Annotated in this window: 16 protein-coding genes; 6 read left to right on the top strand and 10 right to left on the bottom strand. The window is 56.3% G+C overall.

Annotation, left to right across the window (positions count from 1 at the left end):
- The first annotated feature begins 17 nt into the window (after positions 1–17).
- The 3 genes from CYR55_RS17685 to CYR55_RS17675 all read left to right on the top strand — a co-directional run bounded on the left by CYR55_RS17685 (position 18) and on the right by CYR55_RS17675 (position 5,108).
- Positions 18–1,691, top strand: a complete 1,674-nt coding sequence (locus CYR55_RS17685) for a polysaccharide biosynthesis/export family protein (RefSeq protein WP_101817720.1) — start codon at positions 18–20, stop codon at positions 1,689–1,691.
- Between the two features lie 9 nt (positions 1,692–1,700).
- The gene (locus tag CYR55_RS17680) at positions 1,701–3,761 is read left to right on the top strand and encodes a capsular polysaccharide biosynthesis protein (protein WP_101817684.1); all 2,061 of its coding nucleotides are present in this window, start codon (positions 1,701–1,703) and stop codon (positions 3,759–3,761) included.
- A 93-nt stretch (positions 3,762–3,854) separates the two neighbouring features.
- Positions 3,855–5,108 (top strand): capsule biosynthesis protein, encoded by a 1,254-nt coding sequence (locus CYR55_RS17675; protein WP_101817719.1) that lies wholly within the window; start codon positions 3,855–3,857, stop codon positions 5,106–5,108.
- Positions 5,109–5,201: 93 nt separating this feature from the next.
- Here CYR55_RS17675 and CYR55_RS17670 read toward each other — a convergent pair whose 3' ends face one another.
- From CYR55_RS17670 to rhtA, 7 genes are all read right to left on the bottom strand, one after another.
- On the bottom strand, positions 5,202–9,017 hold the full coding sequence (locus CYR55_RS17670; RefSeq protein WP_101817683.1) for a CDP-glycerol glycerophosphotransferase family protein: 3,816 nt from the start codon (positions 9,015–9,017) through the stop codon (positions 5,202–5,204).
- A 1-nt stretch (position 9,018) separates the two neighbouring features.
- Complete coding sequence (locus CYR55_RS17665; RefSeq protein ID WP_101817682.1) at positions 9,019–10,113, bottom strand: Stealth CR1 domain-containing protein; 1,095 nt, start codon at positions 10,111–10,113, stop codon at positions 9,019–9,021.
- Between the two features lie 81 nt (positions 10,114–10,194).
- Positions 10,195–10,860, bottom strand: coding sequence for an ABC transporter ATP-binding protein (locus CYR55_RS17660; RefSeq protein WP_101817681.1), 666 nt, complete (start codon positions 10,858–10,860; stop codon positions 10,195–10,197).
- On the bottom strand, positions 10,857–11,633 hold the full coding sequence (locus CYR55_RS17655; protein WP_101817680.1) for an ABC transporter permease: 777 nt from the start codon (positions 11,631–11,633) through the stop codon (positions 10,857–10,859). The genes CYR55_RS17660 and CYR55_RS17655 overlap by 4 nt, the downstream gene beginning before the upstream one ends.
- Before the next feature lie 515 nt (positions 11,634–12,148).
- Positions 12,149–12,652: a DNA starvation/stationary phase protection protein Dps gene (gene dps, locus CYR55_RS17650; protein ID WP_101817679.1), complete on the bottom strand. Its 504-nt coding sequence runs from the start codon at positions 12,650–12,652 to the stop codon at positions 12,149–12,151.
- 465 nt (positions 12,653–13,117) lie between these two features.
- Complete coding sequence (gene tam / locus CYR55_RS17645) at positions 13,118–13,894, bottom strand: trans-aconitate 2-methyltransferase (RefSeq protein WP_101817678.1); 777 nt, start codon at positions 13,892–13,894, stop codon at positions 13,118–13,120.
- 58 nt (positions 13,895–13,952) lie between these two features.
- On the bottom strand, positions 13,953–14,828 hold the full coding sequence (gene rhtA / locus CYR55_RS17640) for a threonine/homoserine exporter RhtA (protein ID WP_101817677.1): 876 nt from the start codon (positions 14,826–14,828) through the stop codon (positions 13,953–13,955).
- Positions 14,829–15,196: 368 nt separating this feature from the next.
- Here rhtA and ompX point away from each other — a divergent pair, with 368 nt between their 5' ends.
- A complete protein-coding gene (ompX, locus tag CYR55_RS17635; protein ID WP_101817676.1) occupies positions 15,197–15,730 on the top strand; it encodes an outer membrane protein OmpX in 534 nt (177 codons plus the stop codon).
- Between the two features lie 100 nt (positions 15,731–15,830).
- On the opposite strand, the gene CYR55_RS17630 is transcribed toward ompX, so the two are convergent.
- From CYR55_RS17630 to CYR55_RS17620, 3 genes are read right to left on the bottom strand one after another with little or no spacing between them, the layout of a single operon-like run.
- Complete coding sequence (locus CYR55_RS17630) at positions 15,831–16,589, bottom strand: molybdopterin-dependent oxidoreductase (protein ID WP_101817675.1); 759 nt, start codon at positions 16,587–16,589, stop codon at positions 15,831–15,833.
- A complete protein-coding gene (locus CYR55_RS17625; RefSeq protein WP_101817674.1) occupies positions 16,582–17,196 on the bottom strand; it encodes a cytochrome b/b6 domain-containing protein in 615 nt (204 codons plus the stop codon). The genes CYR55_RS17630 and CYR55_RS17625 overlap by 8 nt, the downstream gene beginning before the upstream one ends.
- Before the next feature lie 19 nt (positions 17,197–17,215).
- Positions 17,216–17,851 carry a hypothetical protein gene (locus tag CYR55_RS17620; protein ID WP_101817673.1) on the bottom strand — a complete coding sequence of 212 codons (636 nt, stop codon included), beginning with the start codon at positions 17,849–17,851 and terminating at the stop codon, positions 17,216–17,218.
- A 165-nt stretch (positions 17,852–18,016) separates the two neighbouring features.
- Between CYR55_RS17620 and CYR55_RS17615 the strand changes: the two genes are divergently transcribed.
- On the top strand, positions 18,017–18,688 hold the full coding sequence (locus tag CYR55_RS17615; RefSeq protein WP_101817672.1) for a heavy metal response regulator transcription factor: 672 nt from the start codon (positions 18,017–18,019) through the stop codon (positions 18,686–18,688).
- On the top strand, positions 18,685–20,067 hold the full coding sequence (locus CYR55_RS17610; RefSeq protein ID WP_101817671.1) for a heavy metal sensor histidine kinase: 1,383 nt from the start codon (positions 18,685–18,687) through the stop codon (positions 20,065–20,067). The genes CYR55_RS17615 and CYR55_RS17610 overlap by 4 nt, the downstream gene beginning before the upstream one ends.
- Positions 20,068–20,112 lie beyond the last annotated feature (45 nt).

Genomic DNA, 20,112 nt, shown 5'->3' with positions numbered 1-20,112 from the left:
ACTACCGCGAGCACGCCATGAAACTGTTTAACACCGTGATTCTTAGCCTGATGCTGCCGCTGGCGCAGGCCCAGGCGATCTCCCTGACCGCCGGCCCGAGCCTGACCGGCGCGGCCCCGCTGCCGCAGGTAATCAGCGGCCAGACCGCCCAGCCTGCGGGCAACAACCAGTTTGACGACACCCCGGCACCGGTCACCCCGGCCCCGGCCAGCCGTATGTTCGGTGCCCAGATCTTCAGCGGCACCGGCGGCAACAGCGCCAGCAGCATCGGCTTCAACCCCGGCTACGTCATCGGGCTGGGCGACCAGATCCAGGTGCGGCTCTGGGGCGCCTTCAACTTTGAAGGCAGCCTGGCGGTAGACCCGAAAGGCAACATCTTCCTGCCGAACGTCGGCCCGATGAAAGTCGCCGGCACGCCGAACGGCCAGCTTAACAGCCTGGTCACCAGCAAGGTGAAAGAGGTCTATCAGGCCAACGTCAACGTCTATGCCTCGCTGGTGCAGGCGCAGCCGGTCAAGGTGTTTGTCACCGGCTATGTCAATAACCCCGGCCTGTATGGCGGCGTCGCCTCCGATTCCCTGCTCTCCTACCTGAGCAAAGCGGGCGGGGTGGACACCGAGCGCGGCAGTTATGTGGACATCGAGGTCAAGCGCAGCAACCGCGTACGCAACCACATCAACCTGTATGACTTCCTGCTGAACGGCAACCTCAGCCTGTCGCAGTTCGCCGACGGCGACGTGATCGTGGTTGGCCCGCGCCAGCACACCGTCAGCGTGCAGGGCGAGGTGTTCAACAGCTATGACTTTGAGTTCCGTGACGGTTCGCTGCCGGTCAGCGAAGCGCTGAGCTGGGCACGCCCAAAACCGGGTGCCACCCATATGACCATCATCCGCCAGCAGGGCACCGTCAAGCGCAGCGAGTATTACCCGCTCAGCCAGGCGGGCGGCCGTGTGCTGCAGGATGGCGACCAGCTGATCGTCAGTGCCGACCGCTACGCCGGCACCATTCAGGTGCGTATTGAAGGTGCGCACTCCGGCGAACACGCCGTGGTGTTGCCGTACGGGGCGACCATGCGCCAGGTGCTGGCACAGATCCGCACCAACAGTATGTCGCAGCTCAATGCCATTCAGCTGTTCCGCCGCTCGGTGGCGGAGCGCCAGAAAGAGATGCTCAACCTGTCGTTGCAGAAGCTGGAAGAGGCGTCGCTCTCGGCCCAGTCCGCGACCTCTGAAGAGGCCAACCTGCGGATGCAGGAGGCGCAGCTGATCAGCCGCTTTGTGGCCAAGGCGCGCAATGTGGTGCCCAAGGGCGCGGTGGTACTCAATGAGAACACCCTCGACCAGGTGATCCTGGAAGATGGTGACATCATCAACATCCCGGAGCGCACCTCGCTGGTGATGGTGCACGGCGAAGTGCTGTTCCCGAATGCGGTGGCCTGGCAGAAAGGGCTGTCGCCGGATGACTACATCGCCAAGGTGGGGGGCTTCACCCAGAAAAAGGGCAACGCGAAGGTCATCGTTATCCATCAGAACGGCGAGGCGGACGACGCCGACAATGTTGACACCCTGCAACCGGGTGATGAGCTGATGGTGCTGCCGAAGTTTGAATCGAAGAGCATTGAAGTCACCCGCGGTATCTCGACCATCATTTACCAGATCGCCGTCGCCGCCAAAGTTATTTTGACGCTGTAAGGAGAGGGGATGATCGGCATCTTTTCGGCAGGTATTGCGCGTATTCCCCATCTCGGGCAACTCCTGCCGGAAGGGGTAGCCAGGCTGGCGTCCTACCGGCGGGTTCCGGCATCGGTCAGCGCCATTGCCGTCTGGGGGCATCGCCCCAGCGGGCATAAGGCAGTGGCCGTGGCCCGCCGCCGGGGGATGCCGGTCTGGCGGCTTGAGGATGGGTTTATCCGTTCACTCGGATTGGGTGTAGCCGGAAGCCCGCCGTACTCCATCGTGGTGGATCAGGCTGGCATCTATTACGATGCCGCCCAACCCAGCACACTGGAATACCTGATCCAGGATCAGGCGGGCAATGCGTTGCTGTATCCGCAGGCCAGTGAGGCAATGGAAACGATCACCCGGCTTGACCTCTCTAAATATAATCAGGCCCCGCCTTACTGTGGTGTGGTGCCGGACGGAGAGGTGGTGCTGATAGTCGATCAGACCTTTGGAGACAAGGCGGTAACGCATGGCGGGGCAGGGCCGGAGGATTTTATCCGGATGCTGGAGACGGCCCTGGAGGAGAATCCGGACGCGACAATTTGGGTCAAAGTCCATCCGGATGTCTTGCACGGTAAAAAAGCCGGCTATCTGGCTGAGGCTGCCCGCAAGGCAGCTGAACGGCACCCACGCGTTACGCTGCTGACCTGCAATGCCAGCCCATACTCTTTGCTGCAGTATGTCAGCCGGGTTTATGTGGTGACTTCCCAATATGGGTTTGAAGCGCTCATGGCCGGAAAAAACGTCACCTGTTTTGGGCTGCCATGGTATGCCGGTTGGGGGTTGACGGAAGATCGCCACCCCCAGGCTTCATCCCTGTCTCTGCGCCGAGGCCGGGCAACCCTGCCCGATCTGTTTGCCGCCGCCTACCTGCGTTACAGCCGCTACCTCGATCCGCAAAGCGGCAAAGCAGGCACGCTGAATGATTTACTGATGTGGCTGGGTATGGCGCGCGATCATTGCCGCGCACGGCAAGGAACGCTGGTGGCACCTGGCCTCTCTATGTGGAAACGGACCATTTTATCCCCCTTTTTGCAGACGCCGGATAATCAGCTGCGGTTCAGCCCATCGCTTAAAGGGGCCACAGCCGGGGTGGTGTGGGGCATCAAAGGGGAGCAGCAGTGGCAGAATGCCGGTTACGACGCAGCATTGCCGGTCTGGCGCATGGAGGATGGCTTCCTGCGTTCCGCCGGGCTGGGTTCCCATCTGCATCCACCCCTGTCGCTGGTATTGGATAAGTGCGGCATCTATTACGACGCTACCCGGCCAAGCGATTTGGAAACGTTGCTGAATCGCGGTGCGTTGACAGGCAGCCAGCATGAGCGGGCGGCCGCGCTCCGCCGACGCCTGCTGGCCGCCCGCCTGAGTAAATACAACCTGGGCGCCGCCTTTTCACGGCCGCCGGCGGCTGCCGGTAAGCGGCTGCTGTTGGTGCCGGGGCAGGTTGAGGATGATGCCTCGATCCTGACCGGCACCGTAGGGATCTGCAGCAACAGCGCATTACTGCGGACGGTACGGGAACGTAACCCGGACGCCTATATCCTCTATAAACCTCACCCGGATGTATTGGCCGGTAACCGTAAAGGTGCCATAGCCGCACAAGATGTGGCGCGCTGGGCTAATGAAATGGTGCTGGATGCCGATATTATCCACTGTATCCGGGCAGCAGATGAGGTACACACCCTGACATCACTGGCTGGCTTTGAAGCGCTGATGCACGGCAAGCCGGTGACCTGTTATGGCATTCCCTTCTATGCCGGCTGGGGATTAACGCAGGATGAATACCCGTGTTCGCGGCGTACACGCAAAATAACGCTGGATGAGCTGGTGTATCAGGCGCTGATCCGCTACCCCAGTTATATTCACCCGGCTACCGGCAAACCTATTACTGCGGAAGCCGCCGCAACTTATCTGGAAATGCTCCCGCGTGGAGAGATGTTTATTGCAAAAAGAAAATTCAGCAGCGCCATCAATGCGTATAAAAAGATAAAAATGCTGATTAAAGTCAAATTAAATTATAACGCCGCCCAACACCTTTAATTAATCTGGCCATGCCAATGATGCGGTACAGCTGAAGGCATGAATAATAAATAAGGTTCATAAATGGGGCCTGGCTTTTTCACGTTGGTGTATATGGAAAATAGCGCCGTCACTTTATTACTTTCTGGTAAGAAATACCTGCTGTTGCAAGGGCCAATGGGCCCATTTTTCAGTGATGTGGCACAGTGGCTGGAAACGCTCGGGCGGGAGACTGTCAATGTGGTATTTAATGGGGGAGATCAGTTTTATTGTCGCCAACGCACGGTGCTTCCTTATCGGGCCACCCCCAAAGAGTTTCCCGGCTGGCTGAAAGAGGTCTATCGTCATTATGATTTTGACACGATACTCTGCTTTGGTGATTGCCGCCCCTTGCACCGTGAAGCAAAACGTTGGGCACAGGCAAAAGGGATCCGTTTCCTGGCATTTGAAGAGGGCTACCTCCGGCCACACTTTATTACTGTAGAGCAAGGGGGCGTCAATGCCTTTTCCAGCATACCGCGTGAGGGAGAGTTCTACCGGCAGTTACCTCCCCAGATATCTATGGACGTCACCGATCTTTCCCCCTCTTTTTCATTGAGGATAGGGCATGCCATTACCTATTATTTGATGGGGAGCTGGCAGCGCAAGAATTTTCCACAATACCGGCACCATAAATCGTTTTCCCCAGTTTATGAGGGCCGTTGCTGGCTCAGGGCCGCCTGCCGGAAATATTGGTATGGATTCCGTCAACGGGATATTATGCCCAGGCTGCGCTCCACGCTTGATCAGCGATATTATCTGGCCATCCTCCAGGTTTATAATGACAGCCAGATCCGTCACCATAGCCCCTATCATGATGTACGCGACTATATCAATGATGTGATTTACTCTTTTGCCAAAAAAGCCCCGGCGGATCAGTCTCTGGTAATTAAACACCACCCGATGGATCGCGGCCACCGGCTTTATGGCCCGCTGATTCGCCGCCTGAGTGAACAGCACAAGGTCAGCCGACGGGTGTTTTACGTCCACGATCTGCCGATGCCGGAATTGCTGAATCATGCCAGAGGGGTGGTGACCATTAACAGCACAGCTGGGATTTCCGCACTTATTCATAATAAACCGCTTAAGGTGATGGGCAGGGCGCTTTATGACATACGCGGGCTGACGTTTCAGGGGCACCTGAACCAGTTCTGGGGATCAGATTTCAAACCGGATATGAAACTGTTTAAGCAGTTCCGCACCTATCTGCTGAATACTACCCAAATCAACGCAGTTTATTATGGGGAGAATTATCACTTCATCCCTGACAAACCCGCCCCAGGGGCTGACGCATTGGATTCGCAAAAGGAACAGCAAGAGACATTGTAGTCCTGACATGATGCGGAACCGACAAGAATAGGAGGCGCGCAATCTGTATGAAATGGGGAACGTGGCTGCCGGAAGGCAGCCACGTGAGGAACATCAGTTATTCTTTTCCAGTATCTTTAACCCACGCATTGAGCTGATTAACTCGGCATGGTAAAGCCGATCCCAGCTTTCCGCCGGGGCATTATCTGGGTAGTAGCGCAAAACCGATGACCAGGCATGGCTCGCTTCCTGCCAATCTCCTGCCAGTTGTGCCAGTTCCGCCCGTAATAGCCACTCGTCCAAATCGCCCGGCATACCGTTGTGGCTGCCTAACAGCAGAGCCAGGCCTTCTTCCGCCATGCCCAGCATCCGATAGGTATAAGCCAGCCGGTAATACGCCTGGGGTTCGTCGTCGAGTAACGCCATCCACACTTCTGCGGCCTTATTCCATAGCTTCAGGGCAATAAATGCTTCGCCTAACTCCGGTAAAAGCAAAGCATGCCGTGAGTGCTGTTCCGGTAACTGTGCGAGATAAGCGTGCAGTACGTCATGCTTTTTCTGATGACGCAGCGCTTGCAGATATGCCAATACCAGCGCACTGTCCTGCTGATCCACCGTCAAGCCAGTTTTCAGCACGGCGGCTTCCACTTCCTTCCAGCGCTTTTGCTGCGCGGCAATCAGTGCCAGCTCAATATCAGCGCTGATACCGGCGTTACCCTGGGTCTGACACTTTTTCAAGGCTTCCAGTGCCGGTGCAAACTCACCTTTTTCCCGGTTAAGGCGGCAACGAAGCAGATCGACCCGGCAGGCCATGCGCTCTTCTTCTGTAAAACCGGCCACGTGCGCGTCCAGTAATGTCAATGCATGGTCATGGTCACCTGCGGCAATAGCAGCCCAGACATCTGACATCACATTAAGCGCTGCCGTATCATAGTGCCGGCGCTGGTGACGGACAATTTTACGCAGTACAGCAACATCGCCTTGCTCAGCAACAGATTGCATATGTGCCAGCAGCTCTGGCGGAGTCAGAACCGGCAACACCTGCCAGCAGGCGGCAGCCTTTTGCCATTGGCGACAGGCCATATGCAGGTTTGCTTCCTCGCCGATCAGGATGTTGTTGCTTTCCCTCTCTTCAACGGTGAAGGCGTTCGCCAGATAGTGCAGGGCCTCGCCAATTTTTCCGCCCTCGCGCAGGGCCGTCAGCAGCGGAAGCCGGGCGTGTTGTCGCTGTTCTGCGCTACCTTGCTCCACCAGCTGTGACCAGCGTGCCGTAGCCAGCGCCCATTGCCGGTATTGGGATGCCTGCCGGGCATAGCTTTCAAGGATTTCTGTATCAATTGCACCCTCTGTCAACGGTTGGTCGAGGGCGACAATTGCGCGGTAGGTTCTGGCGCAGTTGCCGCCATCCCGGTGCGGGAACGTCTCTTCAATACGTTGCTGAATAGCAGGAAGGGTCAGGCCCCCGCGTGCCATCATGGTATCCAGTTCGGCCAGTACATCAGATTGTTCCGTGACAACCGGGCCAAACCCATTTTCCCGGTAGCTGAAATAGCCTTTTCGATAAGTGTGACCACCAGAAAAGACTTCATCTTCATCAAATTGATAATAAATTGAAGGCTTGCGCTGTACCGCCATATCAAATGCTACGGAGGAGTAATCCGTCAGCATAAATGTGGCCTGCTTAAAAAGTGTCTGAATAGCCATATCTGCATGGCCCATAACGCTGATGTAATCAGGTACCTGGAATTTCGGCAGGTAAGGGGTCAGGTTAGCATGAGGGAAAAATACCACCTGATAGCCATATTTTTTAGTGAGCTGCGCTAATTCTGGCGCATTGAGTAATGACATCCAGGCTTGGGCAAAACGGGTAGACATAAAATCAGGGTTAATCTCCCGCTCATGACCAGCACCATTGCCGGCACCTACAATGTTGGAGCGCCAGGTCGGCATAATCAGCAACATTTTTCCGTTAACTTTCTGATTATTTACCAATTGGTCATAACGGGGCAGACCGGACAATACGACTTCTTTTTTACCGTATTTATAAGGTGAACCTTCACCACAAACTGATAAATACTCCGCTTTAGAGGAGGTGACGAAACAGTCAATATGTTCTTTTTGATTCAGCCAGACTGAGAGGTCATCCTTAATTACACCATGTTGTAAGAAGATAAAGTGGCGGCCTGATAGCATTTTAGGCCCAAGGTAATTTACTACACACTGATCTGCATGAGAGCTGATGATTTTTGCACAACTCTTCAGGACTGCCTCATGCCGGGTGCTGCCAAATGCGACAAGATTAAACCCTTCCCGGTCTAATCGCGCCCAGTCGTGCGAATGCTCGCTGAGGGCAAAAATGATTTTTTGCTCAGGATGGTTATCCCGGATATAGCGATACAGATGCTCCGCATTGTCATCAGCCTGTGTTTCACGATCCATCAACAGCCAGTAGTCATCAAATTTACCTTTTTTCACGTAGTCCGGTTTTTGATCGCGAAAATGCTGGGTGATGAGGTTGCCTTTAAGCCCCTGTTGATGATGCTTACCGGCCAGCGAAAGGCGAGTAGGCACGTTATTGATCGTTATCTTCAGCAGGCTATTCTCTTCCAGCGGCACCCATAACCTGCGCTCTTGCACAAAAAGCCGCTCGCCAAAGGGGTGGTTCATGGTCTTAACGTAGTGGGGCACGCAATCTTTGCCATTGACCGAGATCGCTTCCAGTCCTGCTGCCCGGGTGAAATAACGTAGCTGGACCAGTTTTTTTGGTGCATCGTAAGATTCGATATACACAATCTGAAACGCGGGATCGCTATTTTTAAAGCAGCCCAGGATCCCTACCTTATGGAAGAACCAGCTCCCGGCCAGATCAAACTCCATAATAGTTTGGGTATCTATCCGCGAGTAGATCTCATCCACCAGCCGATAAAATTTCTTTTTCTGAGCCTCGGTAAGGAAATTAAGCGCATGAGGCTGAGAGTGCAGCCGCTTGATATACCAAATAAGATGGTAGGCCATGGTTAGCTGCACATGGTAAGGCACCGGCAGGCCTTTTTCCTGATAGCGGTTCAGGATGTCGAGGCACCCCTTTTCCAGAACTGCATCAAACAGACCGGGCTTTTCCCAGGAGGTGTCCAGGGTGGAGGTGCCGTCACCGCGTTTACGGTAGTAATAGCGGGCAGATTTTAAGAACCCGGCGCTGCCGGTGCCTACTGACATCAAATAGTGCGCAACGAAATGGGCGTCTTCAAAGCTGGGCTTAATCTCAGCATTAAACTGAAGCTGATGTTTAATAATATTGGCAGTGCGGAAAATCGCGGTACTGGCTGATAACTGCAGCTGTTTTTTCAGGGCATCGAGCGGGAAAAGCTTGTCCCCACCTGCAAAACGGTATTTCAGCGGATGGGTATCTTTGATCATGTTAGTCTCGTCAAAATAGAAGACGAAATTACATGCCATCATGTGCAGGTTACTGTTTGCATGGGCTGAGGCAAAGGCATCTGCTGCAAAGAAATACTCTTTATCGACAAAGTCATCCGGATCAATGAAAGTGACCCATTCGGTATTAACATGCTGCAGCCCAAGGTTGCGCGCTGAAGCTTGCCCGCCATTTTCTTTCCAGAGATAGGTAATATTTTTCGGGTACTTCGCCTGCCACCGCTTAATGATCTCTGCCGAATCATCGGTAGAGCCATCATCAACCAGCACCAAATGAATATGAGTTCTGAAGTCCAGCCGCTGCGCTATCAGGCTCTGGAAATACTCTTCCAGATAACGCCCTACGTTATAAATTGCCGACACTACTGTAAAGTGGTGTTTACCATCATATTTTTTAGGTTTTACCGCCGCGACTTTTTTATGTTGCTTTAGCAGCATATCAGAGAAAAAAAGCTTTGGATCACGGAAAAGTTTGCGTAGCTTTCTGTTAAACATGTTAATTCTCGTTTTCAATGTGGTACTGAAGTGCAGAATTCAATAAGGCGTGGTAATTGGCCAGCGGGGGCTTTTGGGTATTGAAATCATTGGCACAAAATGAGTGAGGAAGCAGACCAGTGCGCTTACCGGCGCGCAGGGCGCGGTAATGGCTGGTGGCCGCAGGGGAACGGATATTAAAGTAGTAACAAATATCACGTGCCGGTACTGCCTGCCCGTAGATATAGGTCAGCCAGGGAACCAGGAACGTTGCCAGATTCAAATCCTGATCGGTCCGGAATTTATTAGAAATAAACGCATCAATCTCCTTGCGATACAACCTCCAGCTCTCTTCAAACATGCTTTTACGTAATGGGATATAGGTGTGGACTAGGGGGGTGTCAATAAAGTGCTGGTGATGCGCAGCAAGCAACGTTTGACAATGCAACGAGGCTGACAGGGTAGGCGTGGAAATGCCCCTTTGTTGCATGGACTGCAAACTTTTCGATGAAACAAACAATGAGGCTATACCATTTCCCTTGAAGAAATGGCCGGCGGCTAAATTGCGCGCGACGAAGACGTCATCGTTGAAATAGATAAAGTGCTCGGCCAGGCCGGGAATACGGTGTAAATGCGCTTCAATAACATGGGAGTTAAAAGTCGGTAAGCAGGCTTCATCCATAATATCGCGATGATCAACAAGTGTGACCTGTGCAGAGGGTTTGAACCAGGCAGGCACCTGATTATCTGTCACGATAAAGATATTACGCACCCATGGAAGATGTTTCTGCACGCTTTTCAGAGAATAGTAGAGTTCGTCATGGTTACTGAAGCGTGCAGCATCCGTGGCATACCGTCCTACGTTAGTTCCTGCCTGACCTTTATGGTGCTGATAGCGTTGTTGCCATTGTGGATCGCTGTTATCTACCCAGGTGAATACCACATCAATGGGGAAATTAACCGCAATCAGGCTTTCCAGGGCATCATCATGCGCAATTAAAATACGCTCCTCTTCCTGAGGGCAATTAATCTCATTGCGCACAATCGGGTAACGCTTATTGAAATAATCCCGTAAAAAAAGTGAGGGACTTTTAACGAATTTTTTTAGCTTACGCATGTAGGCCCATTTCCCTGAGAGTAAAAAGCAAGCTTATGTCTTGCTGATGCCGCGGAGATAAAGAGAGCAGTGCTTCTTCTATTACAGCCCCTCTTCCAACTGATACACCGTGATGGCGTCATCCACGGAATCGTAATAGGTGACCTGATTATTCCGGCCGATCAGTAGCGCCACATCGCAGAACTCGCGCAGGCTGTTGAGGCTGTGGGAGACCATCAGAAAGCTGGATTCGGCATGGCGCGCCTTGAACAGCTCCGCGCACTTCTGTTTGAAGCGCGCATCACCCACGGCGGTGACTTCGTCCACCAGGTAGTAGTCAAAGCGGAAGGCCATGCTCAGGCCAAACCCCAGGCGGGATTTCATGCCGGAGGAGTAGGTTTTAATCGGCATGTCGAAATATTTGCCCAGCTCGGCAAATTCCTCCACGAACGCCACTTTTTCTTTCAGCTCTGAGGCCTGGGCATAGAGGCGCGCCACAAATTTCACATTTTCACGGCCGGTCAGGCTGCCCTGAAAACCGCCCGCCAGCCCGACCGGCCAGGAGATGCTTTTGCTGGTCACCACCCGGCCATGGTCCGGCCGGTCGATGCCGCCAATCATCCGCAACAGTGTGGATTTACCCGCCCCGTTGCGGCCCACCAGCGCCACGCTTTTGCCTTCCGGCAATACCACGTTCAGGTCTTTATAGACGTAATGGCGCCCGGCAGGGGTGCGGTAAGATTTGGTCAGGTTCTCAATGGTAATCATGATGTCAGCATGGCCTCTTCGCGTACCCGGTAAAGGGCCAGCCCGATAAACAGCACCACCAGCGTGCAGAGCGCCAGGTAGCCGAGGCTGACGCCGTCACTGACGTAACCGGGCATCACCGACTCACGGCACAGCTCCACCACATGCACCAGCGGGTTCCACAGCAAATAGGGCCAGTACTCTTTGGGAATGCTGTGCAGCGGGAACATCACGCAGGAGATGAAATAAAGCGGCTTGATCAGGATCGGCAGGAACTTCTCCGTCTCCGGGAAACTTTTGCCCACCACCATAAAAATCAGCCCGACGCCGGCAGCAAACAGCACCAGCAACAGCCAGGTGGCGATCAGGGTGATGAGTTGGGTAACGGCAAACTGTTCCCCTAATAACCCGACGCCCAGCATCAGCAACAGGTAGACCACGCCGTAAATCACCAGCTCCAGCCCGGCGCGCGCAACAATGGTGTCGATCGGTTTAACCGGGCGGTAATTAAACAGGCCCTGGTTGGCTTCTATCGCGCCGATGGAACGGTTGCTGATATTGCTGAAAATAAAGAAGGGAATAATGCCGTTGATCAGAAATACCGGGAAGGAAATATCCGGCATGGTGCGGTGCATGATGTAGCCGAATATCGTCAGCATAATCAGAATATGCGCTGCCGGCTCCAGCGCCGCCCACAGATACCCCAGGCGATACTTACCGAAACGTGTCTTTATCTCACGTAAAAACAGGGCCTTAACTGCCGCTTTTTGTACTTCCAGTCCACTACGGGCCATAAGGAGTCCATCTGGTCATAAAAAGTGTCCATGCGCTGCCCGCCCTGTGATAACCCATTACCCAGGACAAAGTGCGTGACAGTAAATCTCGTCACAGCCGGGCCGGAGAATGCACAGCCGTGCCGGTCAGAAGATAATAATTTGATTTAAGGTGATGTAATGCGCGGATAAAGGCACAGAAATCATAGTTATTTACGCGACGGCTTCTGGAAAAACAGCGGCAGCGAACCTGTTAATTTCCATCAATACACGTAAAGAAAGTGTGGCGCACGTTACAGGGTATGACCGAAAGGAGTAAAGCTGCTTTGCACTATCAATAAGGGTAAATTCATTCATAAACCCTATCAATTTAAGATAATTCTTAATAATTATTAAAAAAGCAATTTATTCAATAGGTTATAGAATGATGTTTCGCCAAAAAAAACAGGCAACCCAATGGGTTGCCTGTCTGGCCGGCCCGGAGGCCATCACGATCAAAGAACAGTTCTACAACGCCGTGGCGCGGCGCGAAACAGTTATTCGATGTTGGATTCAATGAACCACAGGAATTTGTCCAGGTCACGGGACGCGGCGGTCAGGATGTCAGCGGTGTCTTCGTCCTGCACCTGGGTAATCGCTTTACGGGTTTCGTTCGCGGTCACGGCATAGCGGTCAGCCAGCGCTTTGACATGTTCCTGCACGCTGTGGATATTGGTCGGGTAGCTTTTCAGCGGGGTCTGATCATTAACGATCTGTACGGTACCCAGCGCCACGCCGCCCAGCTGAACAACACGTTCTGCCAGCGTATCCTGATGGTCAGTGATGGTGGTACGGAAGCCGTCCAGCATCTCATGCACACCGATAAAGTTGCCGCCGCGCATGTTCCAGTGCGCCTGTTTGGTGATCAAAGAGAGATCAATAAATTGCGCGACCAGACGGTTCAGAATCTTGATGGTTTCAATTTTGACGTTTTCGTCTACGTCGTTACGCGTATAGAGGAGTTCAGAAGAATTCGTTTTTACCAGTTTAGCGGTACTCATAATAGTTATCCTCTTGATTGTCGGTTGCGGATTCAATACTGGGGTTAAGTATAGCAACCTTTTTAACGTCTGCCGGAAATGATTGCCCGTGGTAGCACCTATCACAGTAATAGGCTTCGGCATCCTCTCCTTTTCCAGCGTCATGATTTTTTCAGTGCAATCACGCTGCTGCTAATAAACCTAAGGGCGGCCAACAAAGAATTCAACCTCTTCGGGTACATATTTTTATAACTTTTTGTTTTTTCGTGGTATTAATTTTAAATGCCCGCCAGAAACATTATTTTTCTAAACGGCTGTTGAGAATAAAAATGACTGATTTTTAAGAATTGCCTTAAACGCAATAATGCCCGCGCCATTGTCAGAATAAATTCACTTCTGTGTAACAAAACATAACCATGCGTGCCCGGTAAATAAGGCACTGACAGGCAGGGGAAATAACCCGCCAGCCCGCAGACAGGCCGCGCATTATATTTTGCGGCGGGCGACCAGAAATAGCCGCGGGAAGGCCAGCAACACATTGCCGTCACGGCGTTTCGGGTAGGCCAGATCGATCTCTGACTGGTAGTGCTGAAGGAAGGTCTGTTGGCCCACGTGGTCCAGCGGTGCCAGGAACGGGCGCAGGCCGGTGGCGCGTACCCAGTCCACTACCGCTCCGGAGGAGGGCAAAATGTGGAAATAGGTGGTGCGCCAGAGATCCACGCTCTCGGCCAGCGGGGCCAGCAGGTCGTAATAGTCGCCGGGGGACAGAATGCTGACCCGGACAGCGGCCGCATCGCCAATCTTCGCCTTCCACGGCTCCCGCGCCGCGACTTCACGCATCAGGCGGTGGGTCGGTTCGTTGCGGTTATCCGGCATCTGCACCGCCAGCGTGCCGCCCGGGGCCAGGTGGCCCATCAGGCGCGGCAGCAGGGTCTGGTGGTCAGGCAGCCATTGCAGCGATGCATTGGCGTAGATCAGGTCTTGCGGCGCGGCGGGTTGCCACTGGGCGATATCCGCCTGTTCAAAGGCGCAGCCGGGCAGGCGGGTGCGCGCGCTCTCCAGCATGGTGCCGGAGGTATCAATGCCGGTGAGGGCCGCTTGCGGAAAGCGCTGTTTCAGCAGCTCGGTGGAGTTGCCGGGCCCGCAGCCCAAATCGGTGATATGGCGGGCGCTCTGGCCTGTGACCCGCGCCAGCAGCTCCTGGGCGGGCCGGGTACGTTCTGCTTCAAACTGGCGGTAAAGCTCAGGGTTCCAATCCGGCATAGTGATCTCCTGTTAATAGAGGTAGGTGTCTTAACAAGCGTAGATCGCTTTCACCGGATCAGCGCCGGGCGGTCAGCGTCGCCCCGGCAGAGGCGCAGATAATCGCGCTCAGCGCCAGCCACTGGATCACACTCAGGTGCTCATTCAGGAACAGCATGCCGGAAAAGGCGGCCAGCGCCGGTTCCAGGCTCATCAGCGTACCAAAGGTGCGGGCGGGCATTCTGGTCAGCGCCACCATCTCCAGCGAGTAGGGCAGGGCGCTGGAGAGAACCGCCAGCGCCAGGGCCAGCGGAAGCAATGACGGGGCGAACAGCGCGCTGCCGCTGGCGATAATGCCGATCGGGCAGTAGATGAGTGCGCCAATCAGTGACCCAAGCGCCACGGTGGCCGGGCCGTTGTGGCTGCCGGCGCGCTGCCCGGCCAGAATATAGAACGCCCAGCAGGCCCCGGCCCCGAGCGCCAGCAGGGCACCTTTAAGGTCAACGCTGCCCAGCGCATGGCCGAGCGGCAGCAGGAACCACAGCCCCAGCACCGCCAGCAGCACCCAGAGGAAATCCACCGCCCGCCGCGAGCCACAAATCGCCAGCGCCAGCGGCCCGGTGAACTCCAGCGCCACCGCCACGCCCAGCGGCACGGTGCGGATCGCCTGGTAGAACAAAAAGTTCATGGTGCCGAGCGCCAGCCCATAACAGAGCAGCGGCAGCCGGTTACCGGCGTGCAGCCGCATCCGCCAGGGCTTGAAGATCACAAACAGGATAATGGTCGCCAGCCCCAGGCGCAGCGCGGTAATGCCCGCCGCGCCGACCAGCGGAAACAGCGATTTGGCCAACGCCGCGCCGCCCTGGATAGAGACCATCGAGACCAGCAGCAGGCCAACCGGCAGCAGCATTGAAGCCGGCCCGGCGGCAGACGTAATAGAAGCAGGGGATTTCATCGCATTCCTTTTCAAATCCACAGGATACCCGGTCAGTGGGCAGGTCGGCTCAGTGTAAGGGAGGGCGGGCACAGCGTGAAGTGTAAAAATACGTCAATTGAATGTTAAACAGCCGTTTACAGTTTGGGAAAAATCGCATGAATGCTGACCAAATTTTTAGGAATTATCTGTATTGGCTAAAAAGTTCAATAAGATTGCCTTATAATTTGATGGCAAAAAAAGGCTTTCAAATTAATTGGATAGAACCGATTGGAAATTTCCTGTTACACCATAACACGGCTTAGACACCTTATCTCAGGCAGAGTTTCCGCCAGATCTTTGTTATATTTTTGTCGTGAAGGTAATTAATTTTCTCATTTGAGGTGGTTATGAAAAAAATTGCATGTCTTTCCGCTCTGGCTTGTGTACTGGCTGTTGGCGCAACTAACGCATTCGCTGGCGACAGCACCGTAACTGCTGGTTACGCACAGGGCGACGCTCAAGGCGTAGCGAACAAAGCTAACGGTTTCAACCTGAAATACCGTTACGATTTCGATAACACCAACCCGCTGGGCGTGATCGGCTCTTTCACTTACATCGAGCATGACGACACCGCTTCCGACGTATACCGCAAAGGCCAATATTACGGCATCACCGCTGGTCCGGTTTACCGTCTGAACGACTGGGCGAGCATCTACGGCGTGATCGGTGTGGGCTACGGCAAATTCGACAACAACGTGGTGAACGCCGCGACTGCTGACAACCGTGACAAGCAATCCACCAGCGATTACGGCTTCTCCTACGGTGCCGGTCTGCAGTTCAACCCGATCGAAAACGTTGCTCTGGACGTGTCCTACGAGCAGAGCCGCATCCGTAACGTTGACGTCGGCACCTGGATCGCCGGTGTAGGTTACCGCTTCTAAGGCATCTTTGCCGAAGCACCTCAGCGCATTATTCGCTGTGTCTAAGAAAAATCCGCCTCCGGGCGGATTTTTTGTTTCTGCTGTTTATTGCCTGCCCGCGTCAGATGCCGCTGAACCAATTGTAGCCCTGATCTTCCCAGTAGCCGCCGGGGTAGTCGTTGGTAACGCTGATGGCCGCGATATGTTTGGCATTCTTGAAGCCGAGTTTGGTCGGCATCCGTAACCGCAGCGGGAAACCGTAATCATCCGCCAGCGCCTCACCGCCAAAATCGAGTGCCAGCAGCGTCTGCGGGTGCAGTGCAGTGGCCATGTCGATGCTGGTGTAGTAGCGGTCTGCACAGTGGAACCCCACAAACTTCGCCCGCGTATCGGCCCCGATGCGTTGCAGGAAGGTGCGCAGCGGCACGCCGCCCCACTGGCCGATGGCGCTCCACCCTTCTATGCAGATAAGCCGGGTAATCTGGCTGGCCTGCGGCAGGGCCTTCAGGCGGTCCAGCGTCCAGGGGGTTTTATCCTGCACCCGCCCGCTGACCTCCAGTTTCCAGGTCGCCAGATCCACCGCCGGTACATTGTACTCCGGGTAGTAGGCGTTGAACGGGAACGGCCGGGTGATCTCCGCCGGGGTGTAGGTCTGCGCCAATTTCTGGCCGTGGAACAGCCACGCCTGCACCCGGTCGTTCCAGCGCGACATCGACCACAATACCTTGTCCACGCTGTCGCCGTCCTGCAAATTGCAGCCGGTCAGCATCGACACCGCCCCCAGCGTCAGACCGCCGCGCAGCAGCATCCGGCGTTGCAGGTTTACCAGCTGTTTACGCTGGTCAGGTTCCAGCACCAGCCTGCGCTCTTTTTTACTCATCACTCGGCTCCTTGCCGCCGGTAATCATCGCCGGCAGGGTTTTCGGCACCAGCAGCACCATCAGGACATGGACCACCACAAACAGCACGATGCCGCTCATGGCGTAAAAGTGGACGTAACGCGTCCAGCCGAAGCCGCCGAGCAACGCCACCAGCCCGCTGAACTGCACCGGCTTCCAAATCGCGAGGCCGGAAAGCACCAGCAGCGCCCCGAGCAGCAGTACGCCGAGGTACATCGCTTTCTGCACCGCGTTGTACTGCCCCAGCCGGTGCGGCAGCCGGAACGTCAGCGCCTGCCGGGTGTCCTGCCATACCGCACGCGGTGACAGCGGGAAGAAGCGGCGGCGGAAGTGGCCCCTGGCAGCACCCCACAGCAGGTAAACCAGCGCGTTGGCGGCCAGCAGCCACATCACCGCCAGGTGCCAGGCGATGGCCCCGCCAAGCCAGCCGCCCAGCGTGGCGGCGGGCGGGAAGGTGAAGCCAAACAGCGGCGAGGCGTTGTAGATGCCCCAGCCGCTCATCACCATGCAGACCATGGCAAACACATTCAGCCAGTGGCACAGGCGCACCAGCCAGGGGTGCACCGGGCGGGAAACGGAAACGGCCATGATGTTCTCCTCAGCCGGATTACATCGGCGGCACGGTGCCGTCTTTCCCGGCGGCAATACCGCGCGCCACCAGTTTGCCCTGTGCATCTTTCATGGCGAACAGCACCACATGGGCACCCGGTTTCAGCAGGCTGCGGTCGCCCGGTGCAATGGTCACCACCGGCACATCATCCGGTACCAGTACGGTTTTCTGCTCATTGTGGTAGGTCACGGTCAGGGTACGGCCATTGGCCTGCACCAGCTTGCCCACGGTGCCGTTGGTCATGGTGTTGACCTTGCCGTCTGCGGATTCAAACGGGTTAAAGCCTTCCCCGGAGCCGCGCAGGCTCGGGGCGAACACATGCACTTCCAGCGCTTTCAGGCTGCCGTCCGGCTGCGGTACGGCGGCGGTGCCGATAAAGCTGTCCGGCTGGATGTCACTGAGTTTGCCGGTCGCGACACTGTTCACTTTGGTCTGGTCAGTCAGCCCGACGTTCAGCGTGCCGCCGCGGCGGTCAGTCAGGGTCAGGTCGTGGTCGCTGACCTGCGTCAGCGTGCCGCGCACCGGCTTGATGATGTCATTGGCCGGGGCAGCGTGGGCGGCGCTGCCGAGCAGCAGCGAGGCGAGCAGGGCGGACGTCAGGCGGGCGGTATTAAAACGGGACAGGACAGACATGGTGACTTCTCCTTGGCAATCGCGGTGGCCGGGTGGCCGCCGTTCGGTAGTTCATCCTGCCAAGTTAACCGGCACCGGCAGATGACCGCAGCATGACAATATTGTCATCAAATGCCGGGCGGCAAACTGATAGAATTGAATGATTAAACCGTGGGTATACATACAATGCGCATATTGGTTGTAGAAGATGACACCAGCACCGGGGACTACCTGAAAAAAGGGCTAACCGAGGCGGGCTACTGCGTGGATCTGGCACGCAACGGCACCGACGGCCTGTTTCTGGCGCTGGAGCAAAGTTTTGACGCTATCGTGCTTGACGTGATGCTGCCGGGGCTGAACGGCTGGCAGGTCATGGAAGTGCTGCGTAAAAAGCATGAGGTGCCGGTGCTGTTCCTGACCGCGCGTGACGCGGTGCAGGATCGCATCCGCGGGCTGGAGCTGGGGGCGGATGACTACCTGATCAAGCCGTTCTCCTTTACCGAGCTGCTGCTGCGGCTGCGCACCCTGTTGCGGCGCGGCACCGTGCGCGAGGCGGATTTCTATACGCTGGCCGACCTGGAAGTGGATGTGCTGCGCCGCCGGGTAACGCGGCAGGAGCAGCTGATCACCCTGACCAACAAAGAGTTTATGTTGCTGCACCTGCTGCTGCGCCGCGAGGGCGAAGTGCTGTCGCGCACGCTGATCGCCTCACAGGTGTGGGACATGAACTTTGACAGTGACACCAACGTGGTGGACGTGGCGGTGAAACGGCTGCGCGCCAAAATCGACCGAGACTGGGAACCCAAGCTGATCCATACAGTGCGCGGCATCGGTTATGTGTGCGAGGTGCGGCCATGAGGCCGGTCTCCCTGACGCTGCGCAGCACGCTGCTGTTTGCGCTGGTGGCCTCATTAGTGCTCAGTGCGGTGGGCGTGTGGCTCTATGGCCAGATGGCCCAGGAGCTGGCGCGGCGCAGTGAGTATCAGGTGATCGGCCGGGTGCAGTATTTCCGCCACCTGCTGGCAGACGATTTCCCGCTGCCGCAGCTCAGCCAGAACCCGGGGCTGTTTGAGAACATGATGGGCAACGAGCGCGACGTGATCCGCTTCCGGCTGCATCAGGGCGCGACGCTGATCAACGTCAACCCGTCGCACCTCACGCTGCCGCCGGTGGCGTCGCTGCCGGCTGACCGGCCGCTGGCGCTGTCGGCGGTACACGCGGTGGTCACGCCCGATGGCGTGCCGGTGCGCTACCTGGTGGCGGACGTGCGGCTGGCGGATGGGCGGATGCTGGAGATCACCGCCGCGCACCTGATGGTCAACGAGCAGCACCTGCTGGCCGCATTCCGCTGGCGGCTGGTGGGCGCGGTGCTGGGGGCGTTCACGCTGATTGCGATGCTGGGCTATCTGGTGCTGCGGCGGGGGCTGCGGCCGCTGCGGCGCATGGCGCGTGAGATGGCGGCGATCCACCCGGCCAGCCTCAGCCACCGGCTGAGCGAGCAGGATGCGCCGCCGGAGCTGCGACAGATGACCCGCGCCTTCAATGCGATGCTGGACCGGCTGGACGAGGGCTACCAGCGGCTGACGCAGTTCTCTGCCGATCTGGCGCATGAGATCCGCACGCCGGTCAACGCGCTGATGGGCCATTGCCAGGTGGCGCTCTACCAGCCGCGCAGCGCCGCCGAGTATGAGACGCTGCTGGCGAATAATATGGAGGAGCTGGAGCGCATCTCGCGCATGGTGGAAAACATCCTGTTCCTGGCGCGCGCCAGCCATGCGCAGTCGGTGGTGAAGCCGGTGGCGCTGGCCCTGTCGCAGGAGACGCAACGCATCTGTGACTACTTCGAAGGAGTGGCCGCCGAGCGCGGCATGACGCTGAGCTGCCACGGGGACGCGCAGATCACCGCTGATGCGATGATGGTACAGCGCGCCCTGAGCAACCTGGTGGCGAACGCCATCCGCTACGGCGAGCCGGAGAGCGACATTGCGCTGACCATCGCACCGCAGGCGGGCGGGGTGGCGCTGCACGTTGATAACTGCGGCGCGCCGATCCCCCCGGTGCAGCAGGCAAAGCTGTTTGACCGCTTCTACCGTGCCGACGCCGCCCGCAGTGACGGCGCGGCCAACGGCCTGGGGCTGGCGATTGTCCGCGCGATCATGGATCTGCATCAGGGCCGCGTCACCCCGGATTGCAGCACACCGGGCCGGGTACGCTTTACGCTCTGGTTTCCGGCTTAACCCTAAGAATGCACTGAATTTTCAGGTGGATGGCCCGGGAGGTTG

Origin of the sequence: Chimaeribacter californicus (assembly GCF_002858675.1) — a bacterium.
Classification (GTDB): Bacteria; Pseudomonadota; Gammaproteobacteria; order Enterobacterales; family Enterobacteriaceae; genus Chimaeribacter; species Chimaeribacter californicus.
This window is presented reverse-complemented; position numbering and strand designations above follow the sequence as displayed.